The sequence below is a fragment of the Agrobacterium sp. CG674 genome, from assembly GCF_053521645.1.
In genome coordinates, this window is record NZ_JBNWDZ010000001.1 from 597,026 (window position 1) to 620,957 (window position 23,932).

At 57.6% G+C, this 23,932-nt stretch carries 24 protein-coding genes; 13 read left to right on the top strand and 11 right to left on the bottom strand.

Features of this window, described 5'->3' with window-relative positions; translation table 11 throughout:
- Positions 1–64 precede the first annotated feature (64 nt).
- The 6 genes from ACQZ51_RS02855 to ACQZ51_RS02880 all read left to right on the top strand — a co-directional run bounded on the left by ACQZ51_RS02855 (position 65) and on the right by ACQZ51_RS02880 (position 4,185).
- Positions 65–1,234, top strand: coding sequence for a cell wall hydrolase (locus ACQZ51_RS02855; protein WP_448775048.1), 1,170 nt, complete (start codon positions 65–67; stop codon positions 1,232–1,234).
- 269 nt (positions 1,235–1,503) lie between these two features.
- On the top strand, positions 1,504–1,869 hold the full coding sequence (locus ACQZ51_RS02860) for an AtpZ/AtpI family protein (RefSeq protein ID WP_311272491.1): 366 nt from the start codon (positions 1,504–1,506) through the stop codon (positions 1,867–1,869).
- A 64-nt stretch (positions 1,870–1,933) separates the two neighbouring features.
- Positions 1,934–2,683 (top strand): F0F1 ATP synthase subunit A, encoded by a 750-nt coding sequence (locus ACQZ51_RS02865; RefSeq protein WP_042618118.1) that lies wholly within the window; start codon positions 1,934–1,936, stop codon positions 2,681–2,683.
- 71 nt (positions 2,684–2,754) lie between these two features.
- Positions 2,755–2,982 carry a F0F1 ATP synthase subunit C gene (locus tag ACQZ51_RS02870; protein ID WP_027673924.1) on the top strand — a complete coding sequence of 76 codons (228 nt, stop codon included), beginning with the start codon at positions 2,755–2,757 and terminating at the stop codon, positions 2,980–2,982.
- A 77-nt stretch (positions 2,983–3,059) separates the two neighbouring features.
- Positions 3,060–3,698, top strand: a complete 639-nt coding sequence (locus tag ACQZ51_RS02875) for a F0F1 ATP synthase subunit B (RefSeq protein ID WP_448775050.1) — start codon at positions 3,060–3,062, stop codon at positions 3,696–3,698.
- A 1-nt stretch (position 3,699) separates the two neighbouring features.
- Positions 3,700–4,185 (top strand): F0F1 ATP synthase subunit B, encoded by a 486-nt coding sequence (locus tag ACQZ51_RS02880; protein ID WP_243256576.1) that lies wholly within the window; start codon positions 3,700–3,702, stop codon positions 4,183–4,185.
- Between the two features lie 420 nt (positions 4,186–4,605).
- On the opposite strand, the gene ACQZ51_RS02885 is transcribed toward ACQZ51_RS02880, so the two are convergent.
- Both ACQZ51_RS02885 and ACQZ51_RS02890 read right to left on the bottom strand, forming a co-directional pair.
- Positions 4,606–5,259 carry a ribonuclease HII gene (locus tag ACQZ51_RS02885; protein WP_448775052.1) on the bottom strand — a complete coding sequence of 218 codons (654 nt, stop codon included), beginning with the start codon at positions 5,257–5,259 and terminating at the stop codon, positions 4,606–4,608.
- A gap of 250 nt (positions 5,260–5,509) precedes the next feature.
- A complete protein-coding gene (locus ACQZ51_RS02890) occupies positions 5,510–6,667 on the bottom strand; it encodes a PA0069 family radical SAM protein (RefSeq protein WP_448775053.1) in 1,158 nt (385 codons plus the stop codon).
- Between the two features lie 184 nt (positions 6,668–6,851).
- Here ACQZ51_RS02890 and ACQZ51_RS02895 point away from each other — a divergent pair, with 184 nt between their 5' ends.
- Positions 6,852–7,379: a glycosyl transferase gene (locus ACQZ51_RS02895; RefSeq protein WP_448775055.1), complete on the top strand. Its 528-nt coding sequence runs from the start codon at positions 6,852–6,854 to the stop codon at positions 7,377–7,379.
- Between the two features lie 12 nt (positions 7,380–7,391).
- On the opposite strand, the gene moaB is transcribed toward ACQZ51_RS02895, so the two are convergent.
- The 4 genes from moaB to ACQZ51_RS02915 form a co-directional block, all read right to left on the bottom strand.
- Complete coding sequence (gene moaB, locus ACQZ51_RS02900) at positions 7,392–7,928, bottom strand: molybdenum cofactor biosynthesis protein B (RefSeq protein ID WP_448775057.1); 537 nt, start codon at positions 7,926–7,928, stop codon at positions 7,392–7,394.
- Positions 7,918–8,814 carry a 4-(cytidine 5'-diphospho)-2-C-methyl-D-erythritol kinase gene (locus tag ACQZ51_RS02905; protein WP_448775058.1) on the bottom strand — a complete coding sequence of 299 codons (897 nt, stop codon included), beginning with the start codon at positions 8,812–8,814 and terminating at the stop codon, positions 7,918–7,920. The genes moaB and ACQZ51_RS02905 overlap by 11 nt, the downstream gene beginning before the upstream one ends.
- A gap of 6 nt (positions 8,815–8,820) precedes the next feature.
- Positions 8,821–10,656, bottom strand: coding sequence for a tetratricopeptide repeat protein (locus ACQZ51_RS02910; RefSeq protein WP_448775060.1), 1,836 nt, complete (start codon positions 10,654–10,656; stop codon positions 8,821–8,823).
- A gap of 279 nt (positions 10,657–10,935) precedes the next feature.
- Complete coding sequence (locus tag ACQZ51_RS02915) at positions 10,936–11,952, bottom strand: polyprenyl synthetase family protein (RefSeq protein WP_192063512.1); 1,017 nt, start codon at positions 11,950–11,952, stop codon at positions 10,936–10,938.
- A 115-nt stretch (positions 11,953–12,067) separates the two neighbouring features.
- On the opposite strand from ACQZ51_RS02915, the gene ACQZ51_RS02920 reads away from it, so the two are divergent.
- The 4 genes from ACQZ51_RS02920 (at position 12,068) to ACQZ51_RS02935 (ending at position 14,266) form a co-directional block, all read left to right on the top strand.
- Positions 12,068–12,298, top strand: a complete 231-nt coding sequence (locus tag ACQZ51_RS02920; protein WP_448775062.1) for a putative signal transducing protein — start codon at positions 12,068–12,070, stop codon at positions 12,296–12,298.
- A gap of 5 nt (positions 12,299–12,303) precedes the next feature.
- The gene (locus tag ACQZ51_RS02925; RefSeq protein ID WP_448775063.1) at positions 12,304–13,104 is read left to right on the top strand and encodes a tRNA1(Val) (adenine(37)-N6)-methyltransferase; all 801 of its coding nucleotides are present in this window, start codon (positions 12,304–12,306) and stop codon (positions 13,102–13,104) included.
- 95 nt (positions 13,105–13,199) lie between these two features.
- A complete protein-coding gene (locus tag ACQZ51_RS02930) occupies positions 13,200–14,057 on the top strand; it encodes a S49 family peptidase (protein ID WP_448775064.1) in 858 nt (285 codons plus the stop codon).
- A gap of 14 nt (positions 14,058–14,071) precedes the next feature.
- Positions 14,072–14,266, top strand: coding sequence for a hypothetical protein (locus tag ACQZ51_RS02935; RefSeq protein ID WP_448775066.1), 195 nt, complete (start codon positions 14,072–14,074; stop codon positions 14,264–14,266).
- Positions 14,267–14,268: 2 nt separating this feature from the next.
- Here ACQZ51_RS02935 and ACQZ51_RS02940 read toward each other — a convergent pair whose 3' ends face one another.
- The 4 genes from ACQZ51_RS02940 to ACQZ51_RS02955 form a co-directional block, all read right to left on the bottom strand.
- Positions 14,269–16,188, bottom strand: a complete 1,920-nt coding sequence (locus ACQZ51_RS02940; RefSeq protein WP_448775068.1) for a DUF2207 domain-containing protein — start codon at positions 16,186–16,188, stop codon at positions 14,269–14,271.
- A 21-nt stretch (positions 16,189–16,209) separates the two neighbouring features.
- Entirely contained in the window at positions 16,210–17,472 is a 1,263-nt protein-coding gene (gene aroA / locus ACQZ51_RS02945) for a 3-phosphoshikimate 1-carboxyvinyltransferase (protein WP_448775070.1), read from the bottom strand.
- 42 nt (positions 17,473–17,514) lie between these two features.
- Positions 17,515–18,066: a LemA family protein gene (locus ACQZ51_RS02950; protein ID WP_448775072.1), complete on the bottom strand. Its 552-nt coding sequence runs from the start codon at positions 18,064–18,066 to the stop codon at positions 17,515–17,517.
- Between the two features lie 86 nt (positions 18,067–18,152).
- The gene (locus ACQZ51_RS02955; RefSeq protein WP_448775074.1) at positions 18,153–19,109 is read right to left on the bottom strand and encodes a glycine--tRNA ligase subunit alpha; all 957 of its coding nucleotides are present in this window, start codon (positions 19,107–19,109) and stop codon (positions 18,153–18,155) included.
- Positions 19,110–19,309: 200 nt separating this feature from the next.
- On the opposite strand from ACQZ51_RS02955, the gene glyS reads away from it, so the two are divergent.
- Both glyS and ACQZ51_RS02965 read left to right on the top strand, forming a co-directional pair.
- Complete coding sequence (gene glyS / locus ACQZ51_RS02960) at positions 19,310–21,463, top strand: glycine--tRNA ligase subunit beta (protein WP_448775075.1); 2,154 nt, start codon at positions 19,310–19,312, stop codon at positions 21,461–21,463.
- A 14-nt stretch (positions 21,464–21,477) separates the two neighbouring features.
- Positions 21,478–21,963 (top strand): DUF523 domain-containing protein, encoded by a 486-nt coding sequence (locus ACQZ51_RS02965; protein WP_448775077.1) that lies wholly within the window; start codon positions 21,478–21,480, stop codon positions 21,961–21,963.
- A 56-nt stretch (positions 21,964–22,019) separates the two neighbouring features.
- On the opposite strand, the gene ACQZ51_RS02970 is transcribed toward ACQZ51_RS02965, so the two are convergent.
- Positions 22,020–23,852, bottom strand: a complete 1,833-nt coding sequence (locus tag ACQZ51_RS02970) for a methyl-accepting chemotaxis protein (protein WP_448775079.1) — start codon at positions 23,850–23,852, stop codon at positions 22,020–22,022.
- Between the last annotated feature and the right edge of the window lie 80 nt (positions 23,853–23,932).

The following is a 23,932-nucleotide window of genomic DNA, read 5'->3' on the forward strand; positions in this document are numbered from 1 at the left end:
AAGGTTAATGAGAGATTATCCAGACCTGTAGCAGTGAGTTGCGTTCGTGTCTGGAGTGCTGGTTTTGCGTTCAAAAAAAGTATCGCGTCGCGGGTTCTTCCTCTCGTTCGAGACATGGACATCGCCAGTTGTTTTCGGTTTGGCCGCCTGGCTTGCCTTTCCCACCCTTGCCGCCCGTGCGGATCTCGCCTCTTTGCTGGCTGGCCTTGACGCCGGGGGAGAGCAGTGGCGCATGGTCCTCACCAGTTCTCCGGCAGGTTCCGTTCACAATGCGTCTCTTTCTTTTGCTCAGGCTGATCCCGCCTCCGTGCTGACCGGGGCTGGAATGATCGCGCCAGATGGAAGCAAGGTTGCTTTCGTCACATCCAAGAGCGGCAAGGAAACGACGCCAGATAGCGACCGCGTCAACCGTGCCGCCAAGAAGGGGCGCATCGTTTCAACCGAAATCATGCAGCCACCGAAAGAATTTACCGCAGGTTCCGTTCTGCGTCGCACCAGCATGCTGGATATCGAGCCTTTGAAGCGAAAGGATCGAACTGCTTTCGTGAAGCAGAAGAAGACCAAGGACATCGAGCTCGCCTCCTTCTATTTTCGTCGGGATGAGAGCAAGACCGAAAAGTCCGTCTCGCCCATGCTGGCAGAGCTGATTACCAACCGAACACCCGACGTGCTGGCCACCGCCTATGCACCGGCTGAGCCGGATTTCGCGCGCGAATCACCATTTGATGCCATCCTGAAAAAGCCGGATGCCGGTCGCTTCATTCCTCAAATCGCAGCAGATGACCATGCGTGGGCAGCGCAACCGCTTCCAGCCGAGGCATTTTCCGCAGCCGAGCAGCAATGCCTTTCGTCGGGCATCTATTTTGAGGCACGTGGCGAATCGGTTAAGGGGCAGGCCGCCGTGGCGCAGGTGATCCTCAACCGGGTGCGCAACCCGACCTACCCCAACACGATCTGCGGTGTCGTCTATCAGAACCAGGATTGGCGCAATCGCTGCCAGTTTTCCTTCGCCTGCGACAATATCAAGGACCGTGTGAATTCCGAGCGCCATTGGAAAATGGCCCGCGAAGTGGCATTGGCGACCACGGCAGGCAAGATATGGCTGAAGGAAGTCGGCTCCGCGACGCATTATCACGCTGTCTACGTGCGCCCGGCCTGGGGCAGAACCATGAAAAAAGTGGGCAGAATCGGTCTGCACGTGTTCTACCGCACCTATGGCGGCGGCTGGAGCTGATATTTCCGGCTTTTCCACGGGATAAACGTGTCAAAAATGCCGATTCTGCATCCCAACAAAGCAATTAATCCGTCTGTATAAGCTAAGTTATTGCTTTCAATCACAATTTTGTATTCCGTCAAGCGCAGTCAGTGCCTTGACTAGCGAAGTGCCTAAAACTATGTTGCGCGCGACTTCAGAGCGGGCTGGAACAGGCTTAATGCCCTGCCGTTTACAACTCCAATGAGTTCTGGCAATGCCGGAATGGAGAAAAAGGGTGGGATTTGGCAATGACTGGCAACCGTAACGATAGTCTGGATGAGCGCCGCAGGCGCCTTGCCGATGAACTGGCAAAGGTGAAGGCGGAAGACGACGCGCAGGGCCGGACGGAGCAGAACGCAGCAGAGACCCGAAAGGGTTTCGCCATGGCGATCAAGCTTTCCTCCGAGTTCATCTCTGCAATCGTTGTTGGCGCGATGCTGGGGTATCTACTGGATCATTTTGCTGGTACGTCGCCTTGGGGGATGATCGTTCTTCTTCTTCTCGGCTTCTGTGCAGGCGTTCTAAATGTTCTGCGTTCTGCGGGCGTCGTGGCGAAGCCACCGCTTCTCGAAGGTGGGCTCGGAAAAGACAAGAGTGGAACGCAGGGCGAGTAGTCGCTCAGTGTCCATATAGAATTAAAGTGTCGTGTTTTGCGGCAAAAGATAAAGAGGGCATACGGTGGCAAACGATCCGACCCATCAGTTCATGGTAACGCCGATCATCCCGATTGAGATCGGTGGCGTCGATTTTTCGTTCACCAATGCGTCTCTGTTTATGGTCGCAACGGTCGCGGCCGCATCTGGCTTCCTCTATTTCGCAACGTCGAACCGTGGCTTGATCCCAGGCCGCATGCAGTCCGTTGCTGAAATGTCCTACGAATTCATCGCTTCGATGCTGCGCGAAGGCGCTGGCAAAAAGGGAATGGTGTTTTTCCCATTCGTCTTTTCGCTTTTCATGTTTGTTCTGACAGCAAACCTGCTCGGCATGTTCCCGTATTTCTTCACGGTCACCAGCCAGATCATCGTTACCTTCGCTCTGTCCTGCCTCGTTATCGGTACGGTCGTCGTCTACGGTTTCTACAAGCATGGCCTGAGCTTCCTCGGCATCTTTGCACCATCTGGCGTGCCTGCGGTGCTGTTGCCGCTTGTGTCGTCCATTGAAATCATTTCGTTCCTGTCGCGTCCGATCAGCCTTTCCGTTCGTCTTTTCGCGAACATGCTGGCAGGTCACATCACGCTGAAGGTCTTCTCGGGCTTCGTTGCCTCCATGGGTGCACTCGGTGCCCTTGGTATCGGTGGCGCAATTCTGCCCCTCATCATGACGGTCGCAATGACCGGTTTGGAATTTCTCGTCGCCTTCCTGCAGGCATACGTCTTCGCGGTACTGACTTGCATGTACCTGAACGACGCCGTGCATGGCGGTCACTGAGAAGTAAAGTCGCTGGCCCCGACAATCGGGTGTCAAAAATAGCCGCAAACAACCATTCTAAGGAGCTTAACATGGAAGCGGAAGCAGCAAAGTACATCGGCGCAGGTCTCGCATGCCTCGGCATGGCTGGTACGTCCCTCGCTCTCGGCCGTATCTTCGGCGATTTCTTGTCGGGCGCACTGCGCAACCCGTCTGCCGCTGACAGCCAGTTCGGCCGTCTGGTATTCGGCTTCGCCGTTACGGAAGCTCTGGGCATCTTCTCGTTGCTCGTAGCTCTCCTTCTCCTGTTCGCTGTCTAATATCAGCATCAGGTTTGGATCACGGCTCGCAGCGCGTGCCGTGATCCTTCGCATTTGCACGACCCCTGGAGGTGAGTATGTTCGTGACCGAGGCTTTTGCCCAGTCAGCACCCGCGACAAGTGAAACGAATACGGGAGCGCCGGCTGTCGGTCAGACGGCTCCGGAAGCAACGCATACCGAGACAGGCGTGGCACACGATGCCGGTCACACATCCGGTGTGTTTCCCCCATTCGATCAGTCCACCTACGCATCACAGCTTCTATGGCTGGCCATTACATTCGGCCTGTTCTATGTGCTGATGAAGAAGGTCATCGTGCCACGCGTCGGCGGAATTCTCGAAGACCGTCACGGCCGTATTGCACAGGACCTCGATGAAGCAGCCCGTTTGAAGGCTGAGGCAGATGCCGCCATCGAAACCTACGAAAAAGAATTGAACGCAGCTCGCGCCAAGGCAGGCTCCATTGCAGCCGCTGCTCGCGAAGCTGCGAAGGTCAAGGCCGATGCAGATCGCGCCGCTATCGAGGCAGACCTTGCCAAGAAACTGGCGGCAGCTGAAGCACGGATCGACACGATCAAGACCCAGGCTTTTGCTGATGTCGGCACAATCGCTGAAGAAACTGCGACCGCTATCGTTGATCAGCTGATCAGCGTCAAGGTTTCGGATACGGATGCCAAGGCTGCTGTTGATGCCGCATCTGTCGTGAAGGGAGCTTAACATGGCGTTTGATGCAACATTTTTCGCGCTTGTCGGTCTCGTTCTCTTCTTCGTTCTGATTGCCTACCTCAAGGTTCCCGGCATGTTGGCAAGCTCGCTTGATGAGCGCGCAGGCAACATCAAGGAAGAACTTGCGGAAGCCAAGCGCCTTCGCGAAGAGGCTCAGCACCTGCTGGCTGAATATCAGCGCAAGCGCAAGGAAGCCGAAGCAGACGCTGCGAACATCATTGCCGCCGCTGAACGTGAAGCTGCAGCTCTTACGGCAGAAGCCAAGGTCAAGACCGAGGAATTCGTCGCACGCCGCAACGCTCTGTCTGAGCAGAAGATCAAGCAGGCCGAAACGGACGCCATTGGTGCCGTTCGTGCCGCGGCTGTTGATCTGGCGATTGCAGCAAGTGAGAAGCTGATCGCTGAGAAGATGACAGCCGCTGTGAAGACGCAACTTTTCAACACCGCTGTCAACGAAGCCAAGACACGCCTCAACTGAGGTATCAGAGCAAGCAATTGCGTTTTGAGTTCAAGCATTCTGAAAACCGCCAAGCGATTGGCGGTTTTTTTGTTTTCTCAATATCGTATGCGCGTGAGTCTAGTGAGGCACCTGCTAGGCGCGCCTTGGATCGAGCGCTCAGCGAGTTATGTCGCTCGAACAACGCATGGCGGCGTGATTGGCGCGAGTCCTGCATAGGACCGGTTTCCGTCAATCGCATTTAGCGTTGAGTTTCACTGGGTCGATGAAGCCTCTGCTTGGGATGAGATCACGCCCATTCGTGGCCGTCCCGTCGCGAACAAGCGGTCGCCTCTCAAGGCAATGCCACCAGTGCCGAACGATGAGACTTGCAGGCCCTTATATGAATGCGGGTGAAGGACTTGGTTGGGCGTTAACCCGCCGAGCTCTCGCTGGATTCCCTCACTCCACCCTCATCGGGCGAAAGCTCATGCGGTGGAGAGGGCAGGGGCCATTGGCTTCAATGGCGCGCAGATGTGTCGGCGTGCCGTAGCCTGCGTGGGATCCAAAGCCGTAGGCAGGATGCAGCAGGCCTGCTTTCTCCATCATTCGATCACGCGTGACCTTTGCGACGATTGACGCGGCGGCGATCGAGACAGAACGGCCATCACCCTTAATCACAGCTTTTCCGAGGCAGGGAATTCCCGGTGGGATGTCTCTGCCATCAGCGAGCACGAGTGCGGGCGTGGTTTGGAGCCCCAACACAGCGCGGCGCATTGCATCGAGGCTCGCACGCAAGATGTTCATGCGGTCGATAAGAGCCGGTCCCGATGAGGCGATGGACACAATCGATGTTGCGAGGATCTGGTCAAACAACACCTCACGCCGCGCCTTGGAGAGCTTCTTTGAATCATTCAAACCGTCGGGGATATTGTCGGGATCGAGAATAACGGCTGCGGCGACAACAGGTCCGGCCAGCGGGCCGCGCCCGGCTTCATCCGTGCCGGCAACCGGCCACTCACCACGCTTCTTCGCCTCGAGTTCCAGACTGAAATCCGGGCCTTTATCGGTCAAATCAAAGAGGGCAGGAGAATCGGATGCTGTGCGTTGTTTCATAGGGCGAAACTCGCACAGGCAACCGATCTCCTGCAAGCCCCCGGTCGCAGGGTGCGCACAGCAACCCACGGGGCGGAGGGCTGCTGTTGAGGCATCATGACCTCCAGAACTCTTTCGGCGGAGTTGAAAGAGTAGAACCCTTGCGAGGCGGCAGTTTGCCGGGGGCGCAACCCGCAGCGCAGGGCATAGACGCTGACGGGTATTCTTAAGCGATAGACCTGCGTGGTTTCCCTCTCAGGTCCAGCAATAATCAGAGCAGGGAGAGCTGCACACCGGCTCCACCCGGCGCGATGAAGAGATCGTCTCGGAGCTGGATGCCGCGCCGGATCAGGCCGAGCCTTTTGGTCGTCATCTCAAATCGCCGTCCAATCTGCCAGGCATAGGGACCGGCACCCTTCATCCGCTTGCCAAATTCAGCATCGTAATCCTTGCCGTCACGCATCGAGCGCACCAGCGACATGACGTGCTGATAGCGGTGCGGATAGTTTCTGAGTAGCCATTCGCGAAACAGCGGGCTCACCTCCAGCGGTAGGCGCAGGAGAACATAGGATGCTTCCGTAGCCCCAGCCGCTTTCCCGGCCTCCAGCACCCGTTCGATTTCATGGTCGTTCAGCGCAGGGATAACAGGTGCCATCATTACTGCCACGGGAATGCCAGCCTCTGTCAGCGTCTTGATTGCCTCCAGACGCTTGGTCGGTGTCGATGCGCGTGGCTCCATGCTGCGGGCAAGCTTGCGGTCGAGGGTGGTGACGGAAATGCCGACCTTCACGAGGCCCTTAGCGGCCATCGGTCCTAGAATGTCGATATCACGGGTAATCAGCCCGGACTTGGTGACAATGGCAACCGGATGCTCGGCCTTCGCCAGCACTTCGAGGATCTGGCGCATGATGCGCCATTCCCGCTCGATCGGCTGATAAGGATCGGTATTGGTGCCGATGGCGATGACCCGTGCCTTGTATCCCGGTTTGCCGAGCTCGCGTTCTAGAAGCTTAGCAGCGTCGGGCTTTGCAAACAGCTTTGCCTCGAAATCCAGCCCTGCCGATAGCCCCATATAGCTGTGCGAAGGTCTTGCGAAACAGTAGATGCAGCCATGTTCACAACCCCTGTAGGGATTGATGGAGCGATCAAAGGGAATGTCAGGCGAATCATTGCGCGTGATGATGCTGCGTGGCTTTTCGACCTGAACCTCAGTGCGAAACTCCGGCAGTTCCTCGATGATCTGCCAGCCGTCATCCACGGCCTCGTGCTGCAGGGTCTCGAAACGTCCGCCCGGATTGATACCCGCCCCACGTCCGCGCCGACGGTCGATCTCGATCCGTAGACCCGATGCGTCGGCCAGAGCATTGGCAATATCTGGCGTATGGCCCGGCTGGAAAGCAGCCTGCCCCGAAAGCACATGTTGTCTCATCTGGATACTCCTGACCGGGTGAACCGGCTTGGTGGATGACCCGATTCATAAAGCAGGAATGAGAACAAGACAAGAACAAAATACCGAAAGACTCGATAGCAATTTGCTCTGCCTTGCGTTAAAAATTTTAATGAGGAAATCAGATCGTGTTTCCGAAGCTGGGGATTACAAGCTTGCCTAAGACATGCTGACAGTGATTATGGAATGCCGGGATCAGGAGCCGGAACTTGCGCATACCCTGTCCACGCTCGTTTCCGGTGCGGTGGAGGGGCTGGTGAGCGACGTGATCATCCTTGATCATGGCTCGACGGACGGCTCGTCTCGCGTAGCAGAGGCGGCGGGTTGCCGGTTTGAAACAGACTGGGATATGGGCCAGATCATCGCCTCGGCGCGCGGTGAATGGATTTTGCTGATGGAACCCGGCGGCCGCCCACAGAGCGGCTGGATTGAGGACATTATGGAATATACGGCGCTGAACACGCGCCCTGCCAGATTTGCGCCGTCGCGCCATTACCGTCCATCTTTGCTATCACGCCTGACCCATCGAAGCCGCCCGCTGGAGTACGGCCTGCTGCTGAGGAAGGCGGATGCGGTGGCGCAATCCAGCGGAAGGCTGGGTCACATCGGACTGGATATTTTCCTGAAGGGACAGAAGGCGAGGCGCCTTACCGCAGAACTCATTCCAGCCTGGGCTTTGCGTAAAACGTCCTAGCAGACGTTTGATCTATGCGCCGCGCTTCAAATGCTCGTCAAGGCGCGGCATGATTTCCACGAAATTGCAGGGCATGTGGCGGTAGTCCAGCTGTGCTTTCAAGATGCCATCCCATGCGTCCTTGCAGGCACCAGGAGAACCCGGCAGGACGAAAATGAAAGTGGCATTGGCAAGACCTGCTGTTGCGCGTGACTGGATGGTGGATGTGCCGATCTTGTCATAGGATATGCGGTGAAAGACCTCGGAAAAGCCGTCCATACGCTTTTCAAACAGGGGCTCCAGCGCCTCTGGCGTGACATCGCGTCCGGTAAAACCCGTCCCGCCAGTGGTAATCACAACATCAATCGCGTCGGATAGGGTCCAGCTACGGACCTGCTCAAGGATGGCGACCTTGTCATCCGGCACAATGGCACGGTCCACAAGCATATGGCCAGCATCAACGATGCGGGCAGCCAGCGTGTCGCCGGATTTGTCGTCTGCGAGTGTGCGGGTGTCGGAAACGGTCAAAACCGCGATGCCAACCGGTATAAAAGCGCGTTCAGCATTCATCTCGAAGTCCACCTATGGTTTTTGTTGCCTGAACATACCAGTCGGGACGCTTTTGGCGAAGGCTTGCCATGGCCGAAGTTGCATCCGTCATTGTCCCGAAGATCCCGAAACATGTCGCGCCAGAGCCTGACATGCGCACCAGCGCGGCACCCGCCTCAGAAAGCAAAGTGTGTGCCTCGCCAATCTCTGGCAGAACCTCACGCGCAGGCGTCTCAAGATCGTTTCGGCACTGTCTGATGAAACCAATCCAGTCGAGGTTGGAGCGGTCGCAAAGCGGCGGATTGGTCTTGGTCGTCAGCCGCTTGAAAATTTCCGGAGTCGAAACACCCTTGAGAGGATTGACGAGCACCAGGTGCAATACGGGCATGTCGTCCACTGCTTCGATTTCCTCGCCGATCCCACGGGCGATCAGTGGCTGGCTGGAAAGACACATCGGCACGTCAGCACCCAGTTTCAGGCCAATCTCATCCAGCTTGACGGTTGAAGGCGCGATATTCCAATGGCGGCACAGGCCCCGCAAGGTGGCGGCCGCATCGGCAGATCCACCGCCGATACCCGATGAAACCGGCAGGTTTTTCTCAAGGTGGATCATGACAGGTCGCGGCTGAGACCCAACAGCGTCGCGCAGCAAATCTCGCGCCTTCAACACCAGATTGGTCCCCGCACCGTCTTGCTGCAGAACGCCCGCGAAGGGACCGGACAGCGAAAAGCCATCCTGTGCTGCATCCTCGATGCTGATAACGTCGCCCGCTTGCGTAAACACCACAAGCGTTTCCAGCAGGTGATAGCCATCTGTGCGCTGGCCTGTGACATGCAAGGCGAGGTTGATCTTGGCGGGAGCGGCCTCCGTCGTTCGGACCGCTCCTTGAGTGTCAGGCAAGGGCATGAAGGATCAGGATTTCTTGTCCGGCGCTGGCGCAGGCGCGACAGGCGGCAGAGGCGCCTGATCTTTCTTGGCCGTATTCTGCGCGTCCTTTTCCAGCGGTGGCAGGCCGTTGGCGATCTTTTCCTTCACCTTGGACTTGTCCACCTCTTCGCTTTCGCCGATGAGCGCGCGGTTCCACTGATAGACAGCCTCGATCTTGCGTCCAACGCGCCAATAGGCATCGCCAAGGTGGTCGTTGATCGTGGGATCGCCAGCGCGCAGCTCGATGGCGCGTTCCAGCTCCTCGACAGCCTCATCGAAAGCACCCAGTCGGAAATGCGCCCAGCCGAGAGAATCGACGATGTAGCCATCATTGGGACGAAGCTCCACGGCCCGGCGGATCATGTCGATTGCCTGATCGAGGTTCATATTCTTGTCGACCCAGGAATAGCCAAGATAGTTCAGCACCTGCGGCTGCTCGGGGTTCAGCTCCAGAGCGCGCTTGAAATTCGGCTCTGCCTTGTCCCACTGCTTCAAACGCTCATAGGCGATGGCGCGCTGGAAGAAGATCGTCCAGTCTGATTTTTTCGGGACAGCGCCGATGACCTCGACAGCCTTGTCGTAATTAGCGGCCATGGCCGTATAGTCCTTGGCATCTGAAAGCACAGAGCCATAGGCAAGATAGGAGCGAATATCGCTCGGATCCGAATCGAGCAGGGATTTGAGGTGCTTGCGCGCCTCTTCAACCTTGTCCGTCTGCGCCAGCGTCAGGCCAAGTTGCAGCTCGGAAATGCGGTGCATCGGTGAATCCAGAGGCACTTCGCGGTAGAAGGCAATGGCGCGGTCCGGCTGCTTCTGTGCTTCAGCCAGTCCGCCGAGCAGAATCAGAGTGTCTGCACTTTTGGGGTCGAGAGCGCGTGAGGTCTGAAGATAGAGCGTGACAATTTCTTCGGCCCCTTCGCGGTTCAAGGCACCGGCAATGGAGAACATCACAGCTGCCGCGCCCTCGATGGGGGTCTGCACCTGCTGCTGTGGCTTCTCGCCTCTTTCGATGCTTTCGCGCAGCGCCTTCAGCGGCGCGTAGTTCGGCGCAAATGTATCGCCGACAGCAATGGTATCGAGCGCCTTCTGCTTGTTGCCAACATTGGCTTCCAGCCGGGCAAGGGCCATCACGGCGCGCATATAAGTATCGGTCGCGGTTGCACCGCCTTCACGGTCGGCCACTGCGTCGTTGAGGCTCTTGCGCGCTGCTTCCGTATTTCCCGCCACCAGCGCAATCGCGCCAGCATGGTACTTCTGGAAAATGGAAATCCAGCCCGGTCCCTTCATGCCATTGACGAGCGCGAGCGCCTCTTTGCTCTTGCCGGCACCAGCGCGGGCCCAAGCCGTCAACAGCGTGTTGACCATGCGGTCCAGATCATTGGGGCCGGTGTATTTCAGGACCTTTTCCGCGCCGGAAAATTCCTTGCCCTTGATGGCGGCAAGCGCACGAATGATGGTTGTGACGCGCTCTACCGACGAATCACCTTTGAGGCTGTCGGCAATCTTCGCGCCAGCGTCGAAATCGCCGCTCAGCAATTGCGCGATCATCAGGCGCTGACGGATCTCCACATTGGCGGTGTCGAACTCAAGCGCCTTTTGATAGAGCGTGATAGCGGTCTCGAAATCCTGATCCACATCTGCCGTGCGGGCCGCCAGAAACGCACCGGAGAAGGTGTTGACCTTTGCGGGATCAAACGTAACGGTCTCGGCCACCTTGTCTGCAGGCTTCGTCTCGGCAAAAGCAGGCGAATCAGCGCCGACGGAAAGAGCGGCAATAAAGGCCGCGCCGCAGAGAAGACGAAATGCTGGGTTGCGCCGCATAAAGGAACCTTTGCTTTTGTGCATCTGCACCGAAAAATCAGTCTGCCACATGAGCGCGCGTGCAAAGTGGTTGCACCTGAACGCCTTCATGCTTCAACTGGACCGTGACGCCTGAACCGAAAACGATTCAGACGGTCACATACCTCGTCACGATAGAATGGCTTTTTTGGAGCACGCCTGCAAGAAATTCTGCCCGAGCACCAAGATTTGTGAAACCGCAACGAACGCAACCACCGACTGTGATACGCCGCACCTGAACAACTCCACCCAGCCAGGAACCTAGTTGACGCGCTGGATGCAGAAGTCGATCACTTCCATCAGTGCCTTTTTCCATGGGCTCTGTGGCAGCGGTGCAAGCGCGTCGCGGGCAATCGTGCCGTAGTGGTTGGCGCGGGCGATGGTGTCGGTCAGGCCGTTGTATTTCTTGATGAGGCCGAGCGCCGTTTCCAGATTTTCATCCGTGCTCTCGCCGTTCTCAATGGCGCGCTTCCAAAACGCACGTTCCTCCGCCGTGCCACGTCGATAAGATAGAATGACCGGCAGCGTGATCTTGCCTTCACGGAAGTCATCACCCGTATTCTTGCCCAGCTCGTCGGCTTTACCACCATAATCCAGCACGTCGTCCACCAGCTGGAAGGCGAGGCCAAGGTTCATGCCGTAGGATTTCAGCGCGCTGCGGGTTGCCTTGTCCGTCTTGGCAACGATGGGTCCAACCTCTGCCGCCGCTGCAAAAAGGGCTGCGGTCTTGGCGCGGATGACCTGTAGATAGTCATCCTCGGTCGTTTCCATATTCTTGGCGACGGAAAGCTGCAGAACTTCACCTTCGGCAATGACCGAGGCAGCCGTGGAAAGCACATCCAGCGCATCCAGCGAACCGACTTCCACCATCATGCGGAAAGCCTGGCCGAGCAGGAAGTCACCGACGAGAACGCTGGCCTGATTGCCCCAGATGGTGCGTGCGGTGGATTTTCCGCGGCGCAGATCGCTTTCATCCACCACATCGTCATGCAGAAGCGTGGCGGTGTGCATGAATTCCACGCTGGTGGCCAGCTTGATGTGGTGGTCACCCTGATAGTCGAACATCGCAGCGGAGGCGAGTGTCAGCATCGGCCTCAGACGCTTGCCACCCGATGAGATCAGGTGGTTGGCCACTTCGGGAATCATCTGGACATCTGAACCGGCCTTGGAAAGAATAAGCTGGTTCACTCTTTCCATGTCTGCCCGTGTCAGGTCGACAAGCGGCTTGACGGATGCGAGTTTGTTTTTGCTTTCTTCAAGCGGTATGACGACGCCCAAGGATACGGACTCCTGTTCACTTTTGGGGCCGACAATAGAAAGCGTGAACGAAAGCGGCAAGGGGCGAATTGCCTCACACCGTTCAAAAAGACGGGATTTGGGTGGAAACTGACCAATGCGTGAACTGATACGAACAAATGACGCCGTTCTTTTGTCCTTCTCACAGAGCCTGATGAAGGATGCTGGCATTCACAGTCTCATTGCCGATCAGGGCATGAGCATTCTCGAAGGCTCACTTGGCCTGCTTCCGCGTCGGCTTCTGGTGGAGGAAGACCGGGCCGACGAGGCGCGACGCATTCTGGTCGATGCCGGACTTTCAGACGAATTGCGCGAAGATAAGGGGTGAGACCCGTGGCGGGCATCATTTCCGAAACAGTCGACGCGTTCCATCGTGGCCGCTTCCAGATACTCCAGCCGAAGGGCAGAGGCCACAGAGCCGGTATGGACGCCATGTTGCTGGCCTCGCTTGTGGCGGATGATGCGCCGTGCCGCGTTGCCGACCTTGGCGCGGGCGCCGGTGCGGCTGGCATTGCTGTGGCCTCCCGTCTGGAAAAGGCAGAGGTCACACTGTTTGAGCTGTCTGCGGAAATGGTCGATTTTGCCAGGCGAAGCCTGGAGCTTCCTGCAAATGCTGACTTTGCCCAGCGCGTGTCCGTGCGCCAGGCCGATGTCACCTTGCGAGCAGGTCCCCGAAACGAAGCCGGGTTGGTGGATGGATATTTCGACCACGTCATCATGAACCCGCCCTATAATGACGCAGGCGACCGCAAAACACCCGACGCGCTGAAAGCTGCGGCCCACGCCATGACAGACGATCTGTTTGAACACTGGTTGAGAACCGCCGCCGCCATCATGGTTCCCGGCGGGCAGATGTCTTTGATCGCAAGGCCGCAATCCATTGCAGATATTATTGCCGCCTGCGGACGACGCTTCGGCGGGCTGGAAATCACCCTGATTTACCCGCGCGCAGGCGAAGATGCCGTGCGCATGCTCGTCACCGGCATCAAGGGTTCTCGCGCAAGGCTCACATTTCGCGCAGCCCTGATCATGCATAACCATGGCAGCAACGCGTTTCTTCGCGAGGTCGATGATTTGAGCAATGGCCGTGTTGCCTATCAGCGCAATTACGGGCAAAAGCGAACGCAGGCCTAGCCACTCCTCACCAGATTATCATTCCGCACCCCATTGCGTTTGCCACGCAGATACCCACATCGGAACCACAGATAGTGATGATGATGAGGATGCAAATGGCTGGATTTTTGAAGCGACTGGTGCCGAGGCGGTTTCGCAAGCAGGAGCTGGTCATACCCGTGGTGCGCATGCACGGAGCGATTATGGCGGGTGGCAGTCAGTTTCGTCCGGCGCTGAACCTGGCGAGTTATGGCCCCCTGCTGGACAAGGCGTTCGGCATGAAGGAAGCGCCCGCCGTTGCGATCACCTTGAACTCGCCTGGTGGATCGCCGGTGCAGTCGCGCATGATCTACAACCGCATCCGTCAGCTTGCCGAGGAAAAGAACAAGAAGGTCATTATCTTCGTTGAGGATGTCGCGGCATCCGGCGGATATATGATCGCGCTGGCAGGCGATGAAATCATTGCTGACCCAACCTCAATTGTTGGCTCTATCGGTGTCGTTTCAGGCGGTTTCGGTTTCCCGGAAATGCTGAAGAAAATCGGCGTGGAACGGCGCGTCTATACCGCTGGGCAGAACAAGGCGATCCTTGATCCGTTCCAGCCCGAGAAGGAAGGCGATATCGAGTATCTGAAATCGCTTCAGCTCGAAATCCACAATGTTTTCATCGATATGGTCAAGATGCGTCGCGGCTCGAAGCTGAAGGACGATCCGGCTATTTTCTCCGGCCTGTTCTGGAGCGGCATGCGTGGCCTCGACCTTGGCCTCATAGACGGTCTCGGCGATATGCGCGATGTCTTGCGCAGACGCTACGGCGACAAGGTCAAGCTCCAGCTGGTCTCGGGTGCGCGCAATTTCTTTGGCAAAAAACTGCCCGGCGTCGATCTTCATGCCCATTCCATCGCCGCATCGGCTGCATCGGGGCTTGCGGATGTGGCCGAAGAAAAGGCAATGTGGGCGCGTTACGGATTTTGATGGACACACAATAGATGGCCCAAGTGATTACGCTCGCCCTGCTCGTGTTCGGGGCGATCATTCTTTACAAGCGTTTTGTGAATGATGCGAAAAGACTGTCGGAGAAAACCAAGCGGCAGGAGAAAGAGCGCGAGACGGGCGCGACCGGAACCTTGATAAAGGACCCGATTACGGGCGAATACCGCGTGAAGCGAGAAGACGAAGTATAGGCTCACCAACCACCACCTCCGCCGCCACCCCCGCCGGACCCCGACGAGCCGCCTCCACCTGAAAAGCTTGAAGAAGACGAGCTTACGGGTGCGGGTATGGTCGAGGCGATGGTGGAAGCCATGGAGGATGAAAAACCACCGATGCGCCCCGAGAAATTACTGTAGTTGCCGCTATACCACCCCGGTGAATACGCGCCCGCCTGTGCATTGGCCAGCCATGTCTCGAATGCCTGGCTCCACGGTTTCTCGACACCGAGCGCCACAGCATAGGGAAGCAGCGTCTCGAAATGCTGCGGCGACATTTGCGGCGCGCCCTGCATGTTCATCCGATCCTGTTCCGCAACCGTCAGATACAGCCGCAGACCCTCGATGCCGTCCATCAACTTGCGCCCGAGCGGTGTCGGCGCGCCCATCAGCATGAAGAAAATAAGGTTTGTCGCGATAATGCCGGCGACTGACATGATCGCGGGCAGTTGGAGTGCTTCCAGCTTTTCCAGCGAGATGACGGTGATCGCGCCGCCAATGCCGGATATGAGCATGGATCCCACCAGCGCAAGCACGACGATCATGCCGATCCGTTTGAGCAGGGACCCGCCGCGAGTGAAGGATTTCCCGAAGACGAAGGCAAAGATGGTGCCGATGAAGGTGAGGATGCCAATCACGAACATGGCTATATAGGCGTCCGGTTCAAAATTCCCGAACACGGCGACAGCAAGGATGACGACAATCGACAGGATAAAGCCAAGGGCAATGAAGCCGAAATTGTCGCGGTAATATTTGCCGCTGTGCTCGGACTCGATAGCTTTGCGGAAGGCATTGCCCAGCGAAACAACCCGTGACCCATTCTTCTTGTTGATTTCAAAGGACATGCCGGGCTCATCAACCGTGTTGATGATGGCTGCCTCCCCCGGCGGTAACTTGCCCTCTACAGGCTTTTCGGTGCGGCGGATGACGAGGGACGACTTCAAATCGTCCAGCACCAGATAGCCTTTAACGGCAAGGCTCAGCGATGCGGCTGAGAACGCCGTCCAGCCATCATCGGAGAAGCCATTATTATCGACATAGTTGACGAGAGCAGGCGATAAACCGTCCGGCGCATCCCAGCGCGGAATGATAATGCCCTTGGCGGGATCGCGGCCAACCGCTGACCACGCCCTGTAGTAATAGATCAGGATGAGGATAAAGCCGGAAACACCCAGAATCGAGCCCAAATGATCCTGCAACCACCAGCTCCGCTTCTGCGCAGCCGATGGTGGGTCGATAGCGCCCTTGGGCAATTTCACCGCAATCGTCATGCCCTCACCCTGATAGAAGGGGCGGGTGGAGGCAAAGAACACCTCGTTGCCTTCCGTTAGGGCGCGGGCGTCCTTGCCCTTCGCGCCTAGTCGTCCGGTAAAAACGGCAGTGTCGGTCGGTGCCACACCCTGCGGCAGGGAAACGGTGGCCGAAATCTCGCGCATGGGAAACTGCCAGCCATTGCCGGTCACGTTCCAGGTCAGTTCGTCATAACCATCGAAATAGCGGATCTGCCGGTCGGTGGTGTAGGTAATCTGGAAGATGTGATCGCCGGTGGACAGGAAGCGGTCGGCATTGCCGGTATAGATCCGGATGCCGCCATCGACGCTTTCGGTGCGCCAGTCTTCTTTTGAGCCATCCCGCTCCACGGATAAAACATTGAAACCAACCTTGGTGCGGTTCCCATTGGCGTCGAGAGCGTAAAGCGGAAAATCGCGGAAGATGCCGCGCTTGATCCTGTTGCCTTCCGCCCGGGCCGTGATGGTTTCGGTCACCGTCAGCTGCCCGCTTTTGGCGACATCGACAACGGAATGATAAGAGCTGATGAATTCCTCAGCCGCTGCCGGAAGGGCCGCCGCCAGCAGGAAGACGAGAAGCGCGAGATATCTGGCGGCTTGGGTCTTCATGGGCGGCGTCCTTCTCTGCAATCAGTCTTGTCCGGTTTCGCTGTATTCAACGCCCAGAGAGGCAAGCGCCTTCCAGTATCCGGGATAGGTCTTGCCCACGCAAACAGGGTTCTGAATGGCGATACCGCCCGTTTTCAGGCCCGCCAGCGCAAAGCTCATGGCAATGCGGTGATCGTGGAACGTATCGATGGAGGCAGCCACCGTCTGGCCTGCGAGTGCAGGATCGGCATGCACGATCAGATCATCGCCGTCTTCATGCGCCAGCCCTTCGCGGATGGCGTTGAGGCCAAGCGAGATGGCGCGGATGCGGTCGCATTCCTTCACGCGCAGATTGGCGATGCCGACAAAGCGCACCGGCGTGGTGTTGTAAGCTGCCAGCACCGCAATGGTTGGAATGGCATCCTGCATCTGGCTGCCATCGATTTCGGCTGGCAGGTTGGGAAACTGCGCCATGATGGCATGCGCCTTGGCATCCGGCTGGGTGAATGCTTCCGCTGGCGTGCCGATATCGATCTTGCCACCCGTCAGCAATTCAGCACCCCACAGATAGGTGGCGGCAGAGGCGTCTGGCTCGATGTGGAAATCCGTTGCGGTATAACCTGTGGGCTGCACGCGCCAGACGGCGTTGGAAACGCGCTCCACCTTCGCCCCGAAGGCTTCCATAGCCGCAACGGTCAGGTCGATATAGCCTTTCGCGCCAATGTCTTCTCCGGCCAGCACGATATCCAGCGGCTGTGCGCCGCAGGGGGCGGCCATCAAAAGTGCTGACACATATTGGCTGGAAAGATTGGCGTCGATGGTGACGCTGTCCTTGGCAAAGCCAAGGCCGTTGCCCTTCACGGTCACGGGCGGGCAGCCGGTTGGCGCCTGTGCATCGATGCCGAGCGCGATCAAGGCTTCCACCAAAGGCTGGATCGGGCGCTTGCGCATATGTTCGTCGCCATCAACCACAACGGTGCCGTTGACGGAAGCAACCGCTGCCGTCAAAAACCGCGTGGCCGTGCCCGCATTGCCGAGGAAAAGCGGCTCTTCGGGGGCTTTCAGCACGCCATCGCTTTCCACCACGAAGCTCGTCGCGTCAGGTTCCGTTACATCAACGCCCATGGCGCGCAGGGCTTGAGCCATGAACAGCGTATCGTCGCTTTTTAAAGCGCCGGTCAGCAGGCTGCGGCCCTTGGCAAGTCCTGCCAGAAGCAGCACGCGGTTGGTGATGGATTTGGAGCCGGGTGGCTCCACCTTGCCGGAAAGTGCGTGGTTTGGTGGGGTAATGGTCAGTTCGATCATAGCTTTATCGTTTTTCTCGACCGGCCGGTGCCGGTTATCGCATCAGAATTTGACGGCAGGAACAGCGCGATCCGCCTCGTTGGTGATTTCGAAGTAGGGGGCTTTGATAAACCCGAAATTGCGCGCAACAAGATTGGACGGGAAGCTCTCCACCTTCACGTTCAGATCCCGCGCAGAGCCATTATAGTAGCGCCGCGACATCTGGATTTCACCCTCGATGGTCTCCAGTGATTTTTGCAGTTCCAGAAAGCCCTGGTTGGCTTTGAGATCGGGATAGGCTTCTGCCAGAGCAAACAGCTTACCCAGCGCCTGGGAGAGCAGACCTTCGGCCTGTGCACGGCCTTCGACATCACCGGATGGAACGGCCTGAGCGCGGTTGCGCATGGCGACCACCTCTTCGAAGGTGCTCTTTTCGTGAGCGGCATAGCCCTTCACGGTTTCGATGAGGTTGGGAATGAGATCGGCGCGACGCTTCAGCTGAACGTCGATGCCCGACCATGCCTCTTCGGTCATCTGTCTGGATTTGACGAGGCCGTTATAGATGAAGACGACATAGAGCGCGATTGCCGCCACAATGGCCAGTGCGATATACATGTGCCGTTCCCCCTCGTGAAACTCTCTGGTCTGGCCGGAAAACTTGCGTTCCGGCCACCCATGTCATCGCCTGTCCATATCAGTCGTCAGGCTGCGTTTTTATTCCAGTTCGCGCCACCGGCATCCGTCATCAGGAATGCTTCGCCGCAAGCCTTGGACAGTGTGCGAACGCGCAGGATGTAGCTCTGACGCTCGGTCACGGAAATAACGCCGCGCGCATCCAGCAGGTTGAAAACGTGGGATGCCTTGATGCACTGGTCATAGGCCGGAAACACGCATTTGTGCAGAACCTGATTGGCATTCTCACCGGGCGCACCGGCATCCAGCAGGGCCTTGCACTCTTTTTCGGCGTCGATGAAGTGGCGATGCAGCATGGCGGTATCGGCATATTCGAAATTGTGCCGTGAATATTCCTGCTCTGCCTGCAGGAACACATCGCCATAGGAAATCTTCTCGTCGCCTTCGCGGCCGTTGTAATTCAGGTCGTAAACATTATCCACGCCCTGCACATACATGGCCAGACGCTCAAGACCATAGGTCAACTCACCCGCAACAGGCGAGCATTCAATGCCGCAGACCTGCTGGAAATAGGTGAATTGCGAGACTTCCATGCCATCGCACCAGCATTCCCAGCCCAGACCCCAGGCGCCCAGCGTCGGGCTTTCCCAGTCGTCTTCCACAAAGCGGACATCATGCAACAGCGGATCGAGACCAATGGCCTTCAGCGAGCCGAGGTAAAGCTCCTGCAGGTTGGAAGGGTTCGGCTTCAGAATGACCTGATACTGGTAATAATGCTGCAAACGGTTGGGGTTTTCGCCATAGCGTCCATCGGACGGGCGGCGCGATGGCTGCACATAGGCGGCCTTCCACGGCTTGGGGCCGAGTGCGCGCAGCGTGGTTGCCGGATGAAATGTTCCCGCGCCCACTTCCATATCGTAAGGCTGCAACACGGCGCAGCCCTTGTCCGCCCAGTAATTGTGCAGCGTCAGGATCAGCGCCTGAAAGGAACGTTTCGGGTTCATATGGTCTGGAACGTCGGTCATTGCAGTCTTCACGGTCAAAAGAGGATAGTCAGAATGCACTGACTTTGGATGCGGACAGGTGCCATGGCAAGGGCCTGCGGGTCAAGAACTTCTGTTTGAGACGCACCGCCCGCGTGGGGCACCCGATATTTACATTGTGCATCGGCCCCAAATTTTGCTAGCAGAGGCCAACGAAAAATCCATGACACCGGAAAACAGATATGCCTGATCTTCTGCTCGAACTTCGCTCCGAAGAAATCCCCGCACGCATGCAGCGCAAGGCGGCGGGTGATCTGAAGAAGCTTGTCACCGATGCGCTGGTGGAAGCAGGTCTGACCTATGAAGGTGCCCGCGAATACTGGACGCCGCGCCGCCTGACGCTGGATATTCGCGGCCTCAACGCCCGCTCTGCCGATGTGCGGGAAGAAAAGAAGGGTCCGCGCACCGACGCCAACGAAAAGGCGATCGAAGGCTTTCTGCGCGGTGCCGGCCTGTCTTCCGTTTCGGAAGCGCAGGTCGTGTCCGATCCGAAGAAGGGTGATTTCTATATCGCCATCATCAACAAGCCCGGCCGCCCGGCAGAAGAGATCATTGCCAGCGTCATGCCCGGCATCATCAAGGGGTTTGCATGGCCAAAATCCATGCGCTCCGGCCCGGCCTCCATGCCCAAGGGTTCCAGCTATGGCGGCATCGAAGGCAAGGGTTCGGAAAGCCTGCGCTGGGTGCGCCCGCTGCAATCCATCGTCTGTGTGTTCGGCCCTGAAAATGATGAAACGCAGGTCATTCCCTTCGAGATCGACGGCATCGTGGCTGGCAACGTGACCTATGGTCACCGCTTCCACGCGCCTGATGCCATCACCGTACGCCGCTTCGAGGACTACGTATCGAGCCTGGAAAAGGCTAGGGTTATTCTGGATGCAGAGCGCCGCAAGGATATCATTCTGCACGACGCCAAGGATCTGGCTTTCGCCAATGGCCTCGACCTCGTTGAAGACGAAGGCCTGCTCGAAGAGGTTTCCGGCCTCGTTGAATGGCCGCAAGTGCTGATCGGCACATTCGAGGAAGATTACCTCGAAATTCCCGCCGAAATCATCCGCCTCACCATCAAGACCAACCAGAAGTGTTTTGTGACGCGACCGCAAGGTGCCACCGAAGGCCTCTCCAACCGCTTCATTCTGGTGTCCAATATTCAGGCCATCGATGGTGGCCAGGAAATCATGCACGGCAACGGCAAGGTCGTGCGCGCCCGCCTGTCAGACGCCAAGCACTTCTGGACCCGCGACCAGGGCAACCTGCCGGACCTTGAAACACTCAAGGCATCCGCCGCAAAGTTCGACCTCGATCTCAGCAAGCCACTCGACCAGCGCATGGCCAAGCTCGATGCGCTTAATGTTACGTTCCACGCCAAGCTCGGGACGCAGGGTGAGCGCGTGGTGCGCATCCGTGAACTGGCCAAACAGCTTGCGCCCGTCATCGGTGCCGATGCGGCGTTGGTGGACCGCGCCGTGGTTCTCGCCAAGGCCGATCTGCGCACCGAAGCCGTCGGCGAATTCCCCGAATTGCAGGGTCTGATGGGCCGCAAATACGCGTTGCTTCAGGGCGAAAACGAAAGCGTTGCCGCGGCTATCGAAGACCATTGGAAGCCGAATGGCCCGTCCGACCGTCTGCCGCAAGACAAGGTCGGTCTGACTGTGGCTCTGGCCGACAAGCTAGACACATTGGTGGGCTTCTGGGCCATCGATGAAAAGCCGACAGGTTCGAAAGACCCCTTTGCACTGCGTCGTGCCGCGTTGGGTGTTGTGCGGATGATTTTGGAGCGCAATGTTCGGTTGTCGCTGCTGAGCATCGTCAAAGACCCCGACCTCCTGTCTTTCTTCCACGACCGCCTCAAGGTCTATCTGCGCGATCTCGGCGCACGCTATGATCTCATCGAAGCCGTGTTGACGCCTGAGACTGACGATCTTCTCATGGTCGCACGTCGCGTCGAAGCTTTGACAGCATTCGTAACGGATCAGGATGGCATCAATCTTCTGGCTGGCACCAAGCGCGCCACGCAGCTTCTGGCGGCGGAAGAAAAGAAGGGCACCGTGATTGCGAGCAGCGTTTCGGAAGAACTGCTGAAGCTCGATGCCGAAAAGGCGCTGTATGCGGCCATCAAGACAGCCTCTGCCGATGCCGCCAAGGCCGTTGCAGCCGAGGATTTCCGCTCTGCCATGCAGGCGCTCTCCACCCTTCGCGCCCCCGTCGATAAATTCTTCGAAGACGTGCTGGTCAATGATGAGGACAATGCCATCCGCGCTAATCGTCTGGCACTGTTGAAGGCCATTCGTGAAGCCACTGGTACGGTTGCGGACTTTTCCAAGATCACCGGATGACGTGGTAGGGGGCGTTGATTTCGAAGATACTGATCAGCGCCTGCCTGCTCGGCCATGCCGTTCGCTATGATGGTAAGGGCAAGCCGCTTTCGCATCCGGCCATCGAACGCTGGAAGCAGGAAGGACGGTTGGTGACGATTTGTCCGGAAATGGCGGGTGGTATGGCCGTTCCGCGTCCGCCAGCGGAAATCGAGAACGGCGCGTCCGGGCTTGATGTGCTGGAGGGAAGGGCGCGTGTCATCGAAATCACCGGCGGTGACGTGACCTCACAATTCATAGACGGCGCGCAAAAGGCACTGGCCTTTGCTAAAGACCATGGCTGCGCCTACGCCCTGCTGATTGACGGCAGCCCATCCTGTGGCTCCGTGGCCATCTATGATGGCTCGTTTTCGGGCCGCAAACAGGCAGGCAATGGCGTCACGGCTGCGCTGCTTCTTCAAGGCGGAATAGCCGTCTTCTCACCCACCACTATTGATGAGTTGGATCGGCTGACACAATAAAACGCCGGAGATTTCTCCCCGGCGTTTGTGTGATCCAGTGACTGTGGAACCGCAGATCAGCTTGCCCGGCGCATTTGCTGCGCCATTCCATGAAGGCTGCCGCTCTGCGAGCCGGAAACGCGGAAGGTACTGATGAGGTTGATCAGCTCTTCCGTATCGGCAGCCAGTGTTTCTGCCAGCGCGGTCGTTTCCTCGGCCATGGCAGCATTGTGCTGGGTTGCGGTATCCAAATGGTTCAGCGAACTGGAGATGGAGCGCAGCGTCGTATCCTGTTCGGCTGCCGAATGGGCAATCTTGTTGACGATCTCGCTCGAAGACTTGATCTGATCGGAGATACGCTTCAGCGCATCGCCCGCTTCTCCCACAAGACGCACGCCATTTTCTACCTGCGTAGACGAACGGGCAATCTGGTCCTTGATCTCCTTGGCGGCAGCCGCGGATTTCTGGGCCAGCTCACGCACTTCCTGAGCAACAACCGCAAAGCCCTTGCCAGCTTCACCGGCGCGCGCCGCTTCCACACCCGCGTTCAGGGCCAGAAGGTTGGTCTGGAAGGCAATGCCATCGATAACGCCGATGATCTTGGTAATTTCCTGCGAGGATTGCTCGATACCGCTCATGGCGCCGATGGCCTGTTCGACGATCCGGTCGCTGCGGTTGGCATCGGTACTGATCGACGTGACCTTCTGTGCGGCTTCCGTTGCGCCATCCGCCGTCAGGCGCACGGCAACTGTCAGTTCGTCCAGCGCCGCCGACGTTTCTTCGAGGCTTGCAGCCTGCCGCTCTGTCCGCTGGGACAGTTCGTTGGAAGCGTTGCGGATTTCATCCTTGGAGCCGCCAATATCGATGCTCTTCACATTGACCTTGGCCATGGCCGCATCGAGTTGCGAAAGTGCTTCGTTGAAGTTGTTGCGCAGGGCCGTGTAGCGCGAGCCCAGATCGCCACAGCGAACCGTGAGGTCGCCCTGTGCCAGTTTCTCCAGTGCGTTGCCGATGGTGCTGACGACGCGGGCCTGAAGGTCCGCCTCGCTTTTCTGCATGTCGAGATTTGTCTGGCGTTCGCTGTCCAGTTGTTGCTGCTGTTCTTCTTCACGGCGTTGCATGGCGTGGCGCTCGCGCACCTTGCTCTGCAATGCTTCCGTTGCTTTGGCCATGAGGCCGATTTCGTTCTTCATGCCGGTGTGCGGAATGGGCATCTCAACGTTTTCGTTGGCCACTTCGCCGAGAGCATTGTGAATGTCACTGAGCGGCCTGGTTATGCCTCTGATGATAATGAATGCAGCGGCCATTGCGAGAACGAGAATGCCAAAGCCGATGCTGACGGCTTTCCAAATGGCATTATTCACTTCCGCCTCAAGGTCGTCCATGTAGAGGCCCGTGATGACAATAACGCCCCAGGGCTTATACTCAGCCGCATAGGCGGTCTTGCGGAAAAACGCTTCCTTGTCCTCACCTGGCTTGCTGGCCATGAAGTCTACACGTCCGCCGTCCTTGACTGCGAGTTCGACCAGCTTTTCGCGGTAGAGGTTGCCAGTCGGGTCAGGCTGGTTCTTCAAATTCTTGCCGACACGTTTGGTATCGTAATGGAACAACATGTTAATGTCGCGATCATATCCGAAGAAGTAGCCATCTGGTTCATAGCGCAACGAAACCAGCAGGTCGAATGCCTGCTTTCGGGCTTGCTCCAGGGTCAATTGACCAGCTTTCATCTTCTCATCATATATTTTCAGCACAGAAATAGCGGTTTCGGTCTCGGTTCGCAGCATCTCGTAACGCTGCTGATAAATCGTCTCGGACGAGGACCTGATCTGGAAAAATGTTGCTACTGAAAATGCAAAAATAAGACCCCCGACCAGAAGGACAAGCTGCATGGAAATTTTAAGACGCTTCATGGAAACCTGCCAACTGAATCGACTATCCGCTGTCAGCATCCTCCGCAGAATACTTGGCATGACAGCAGGCGGTGCTCCGC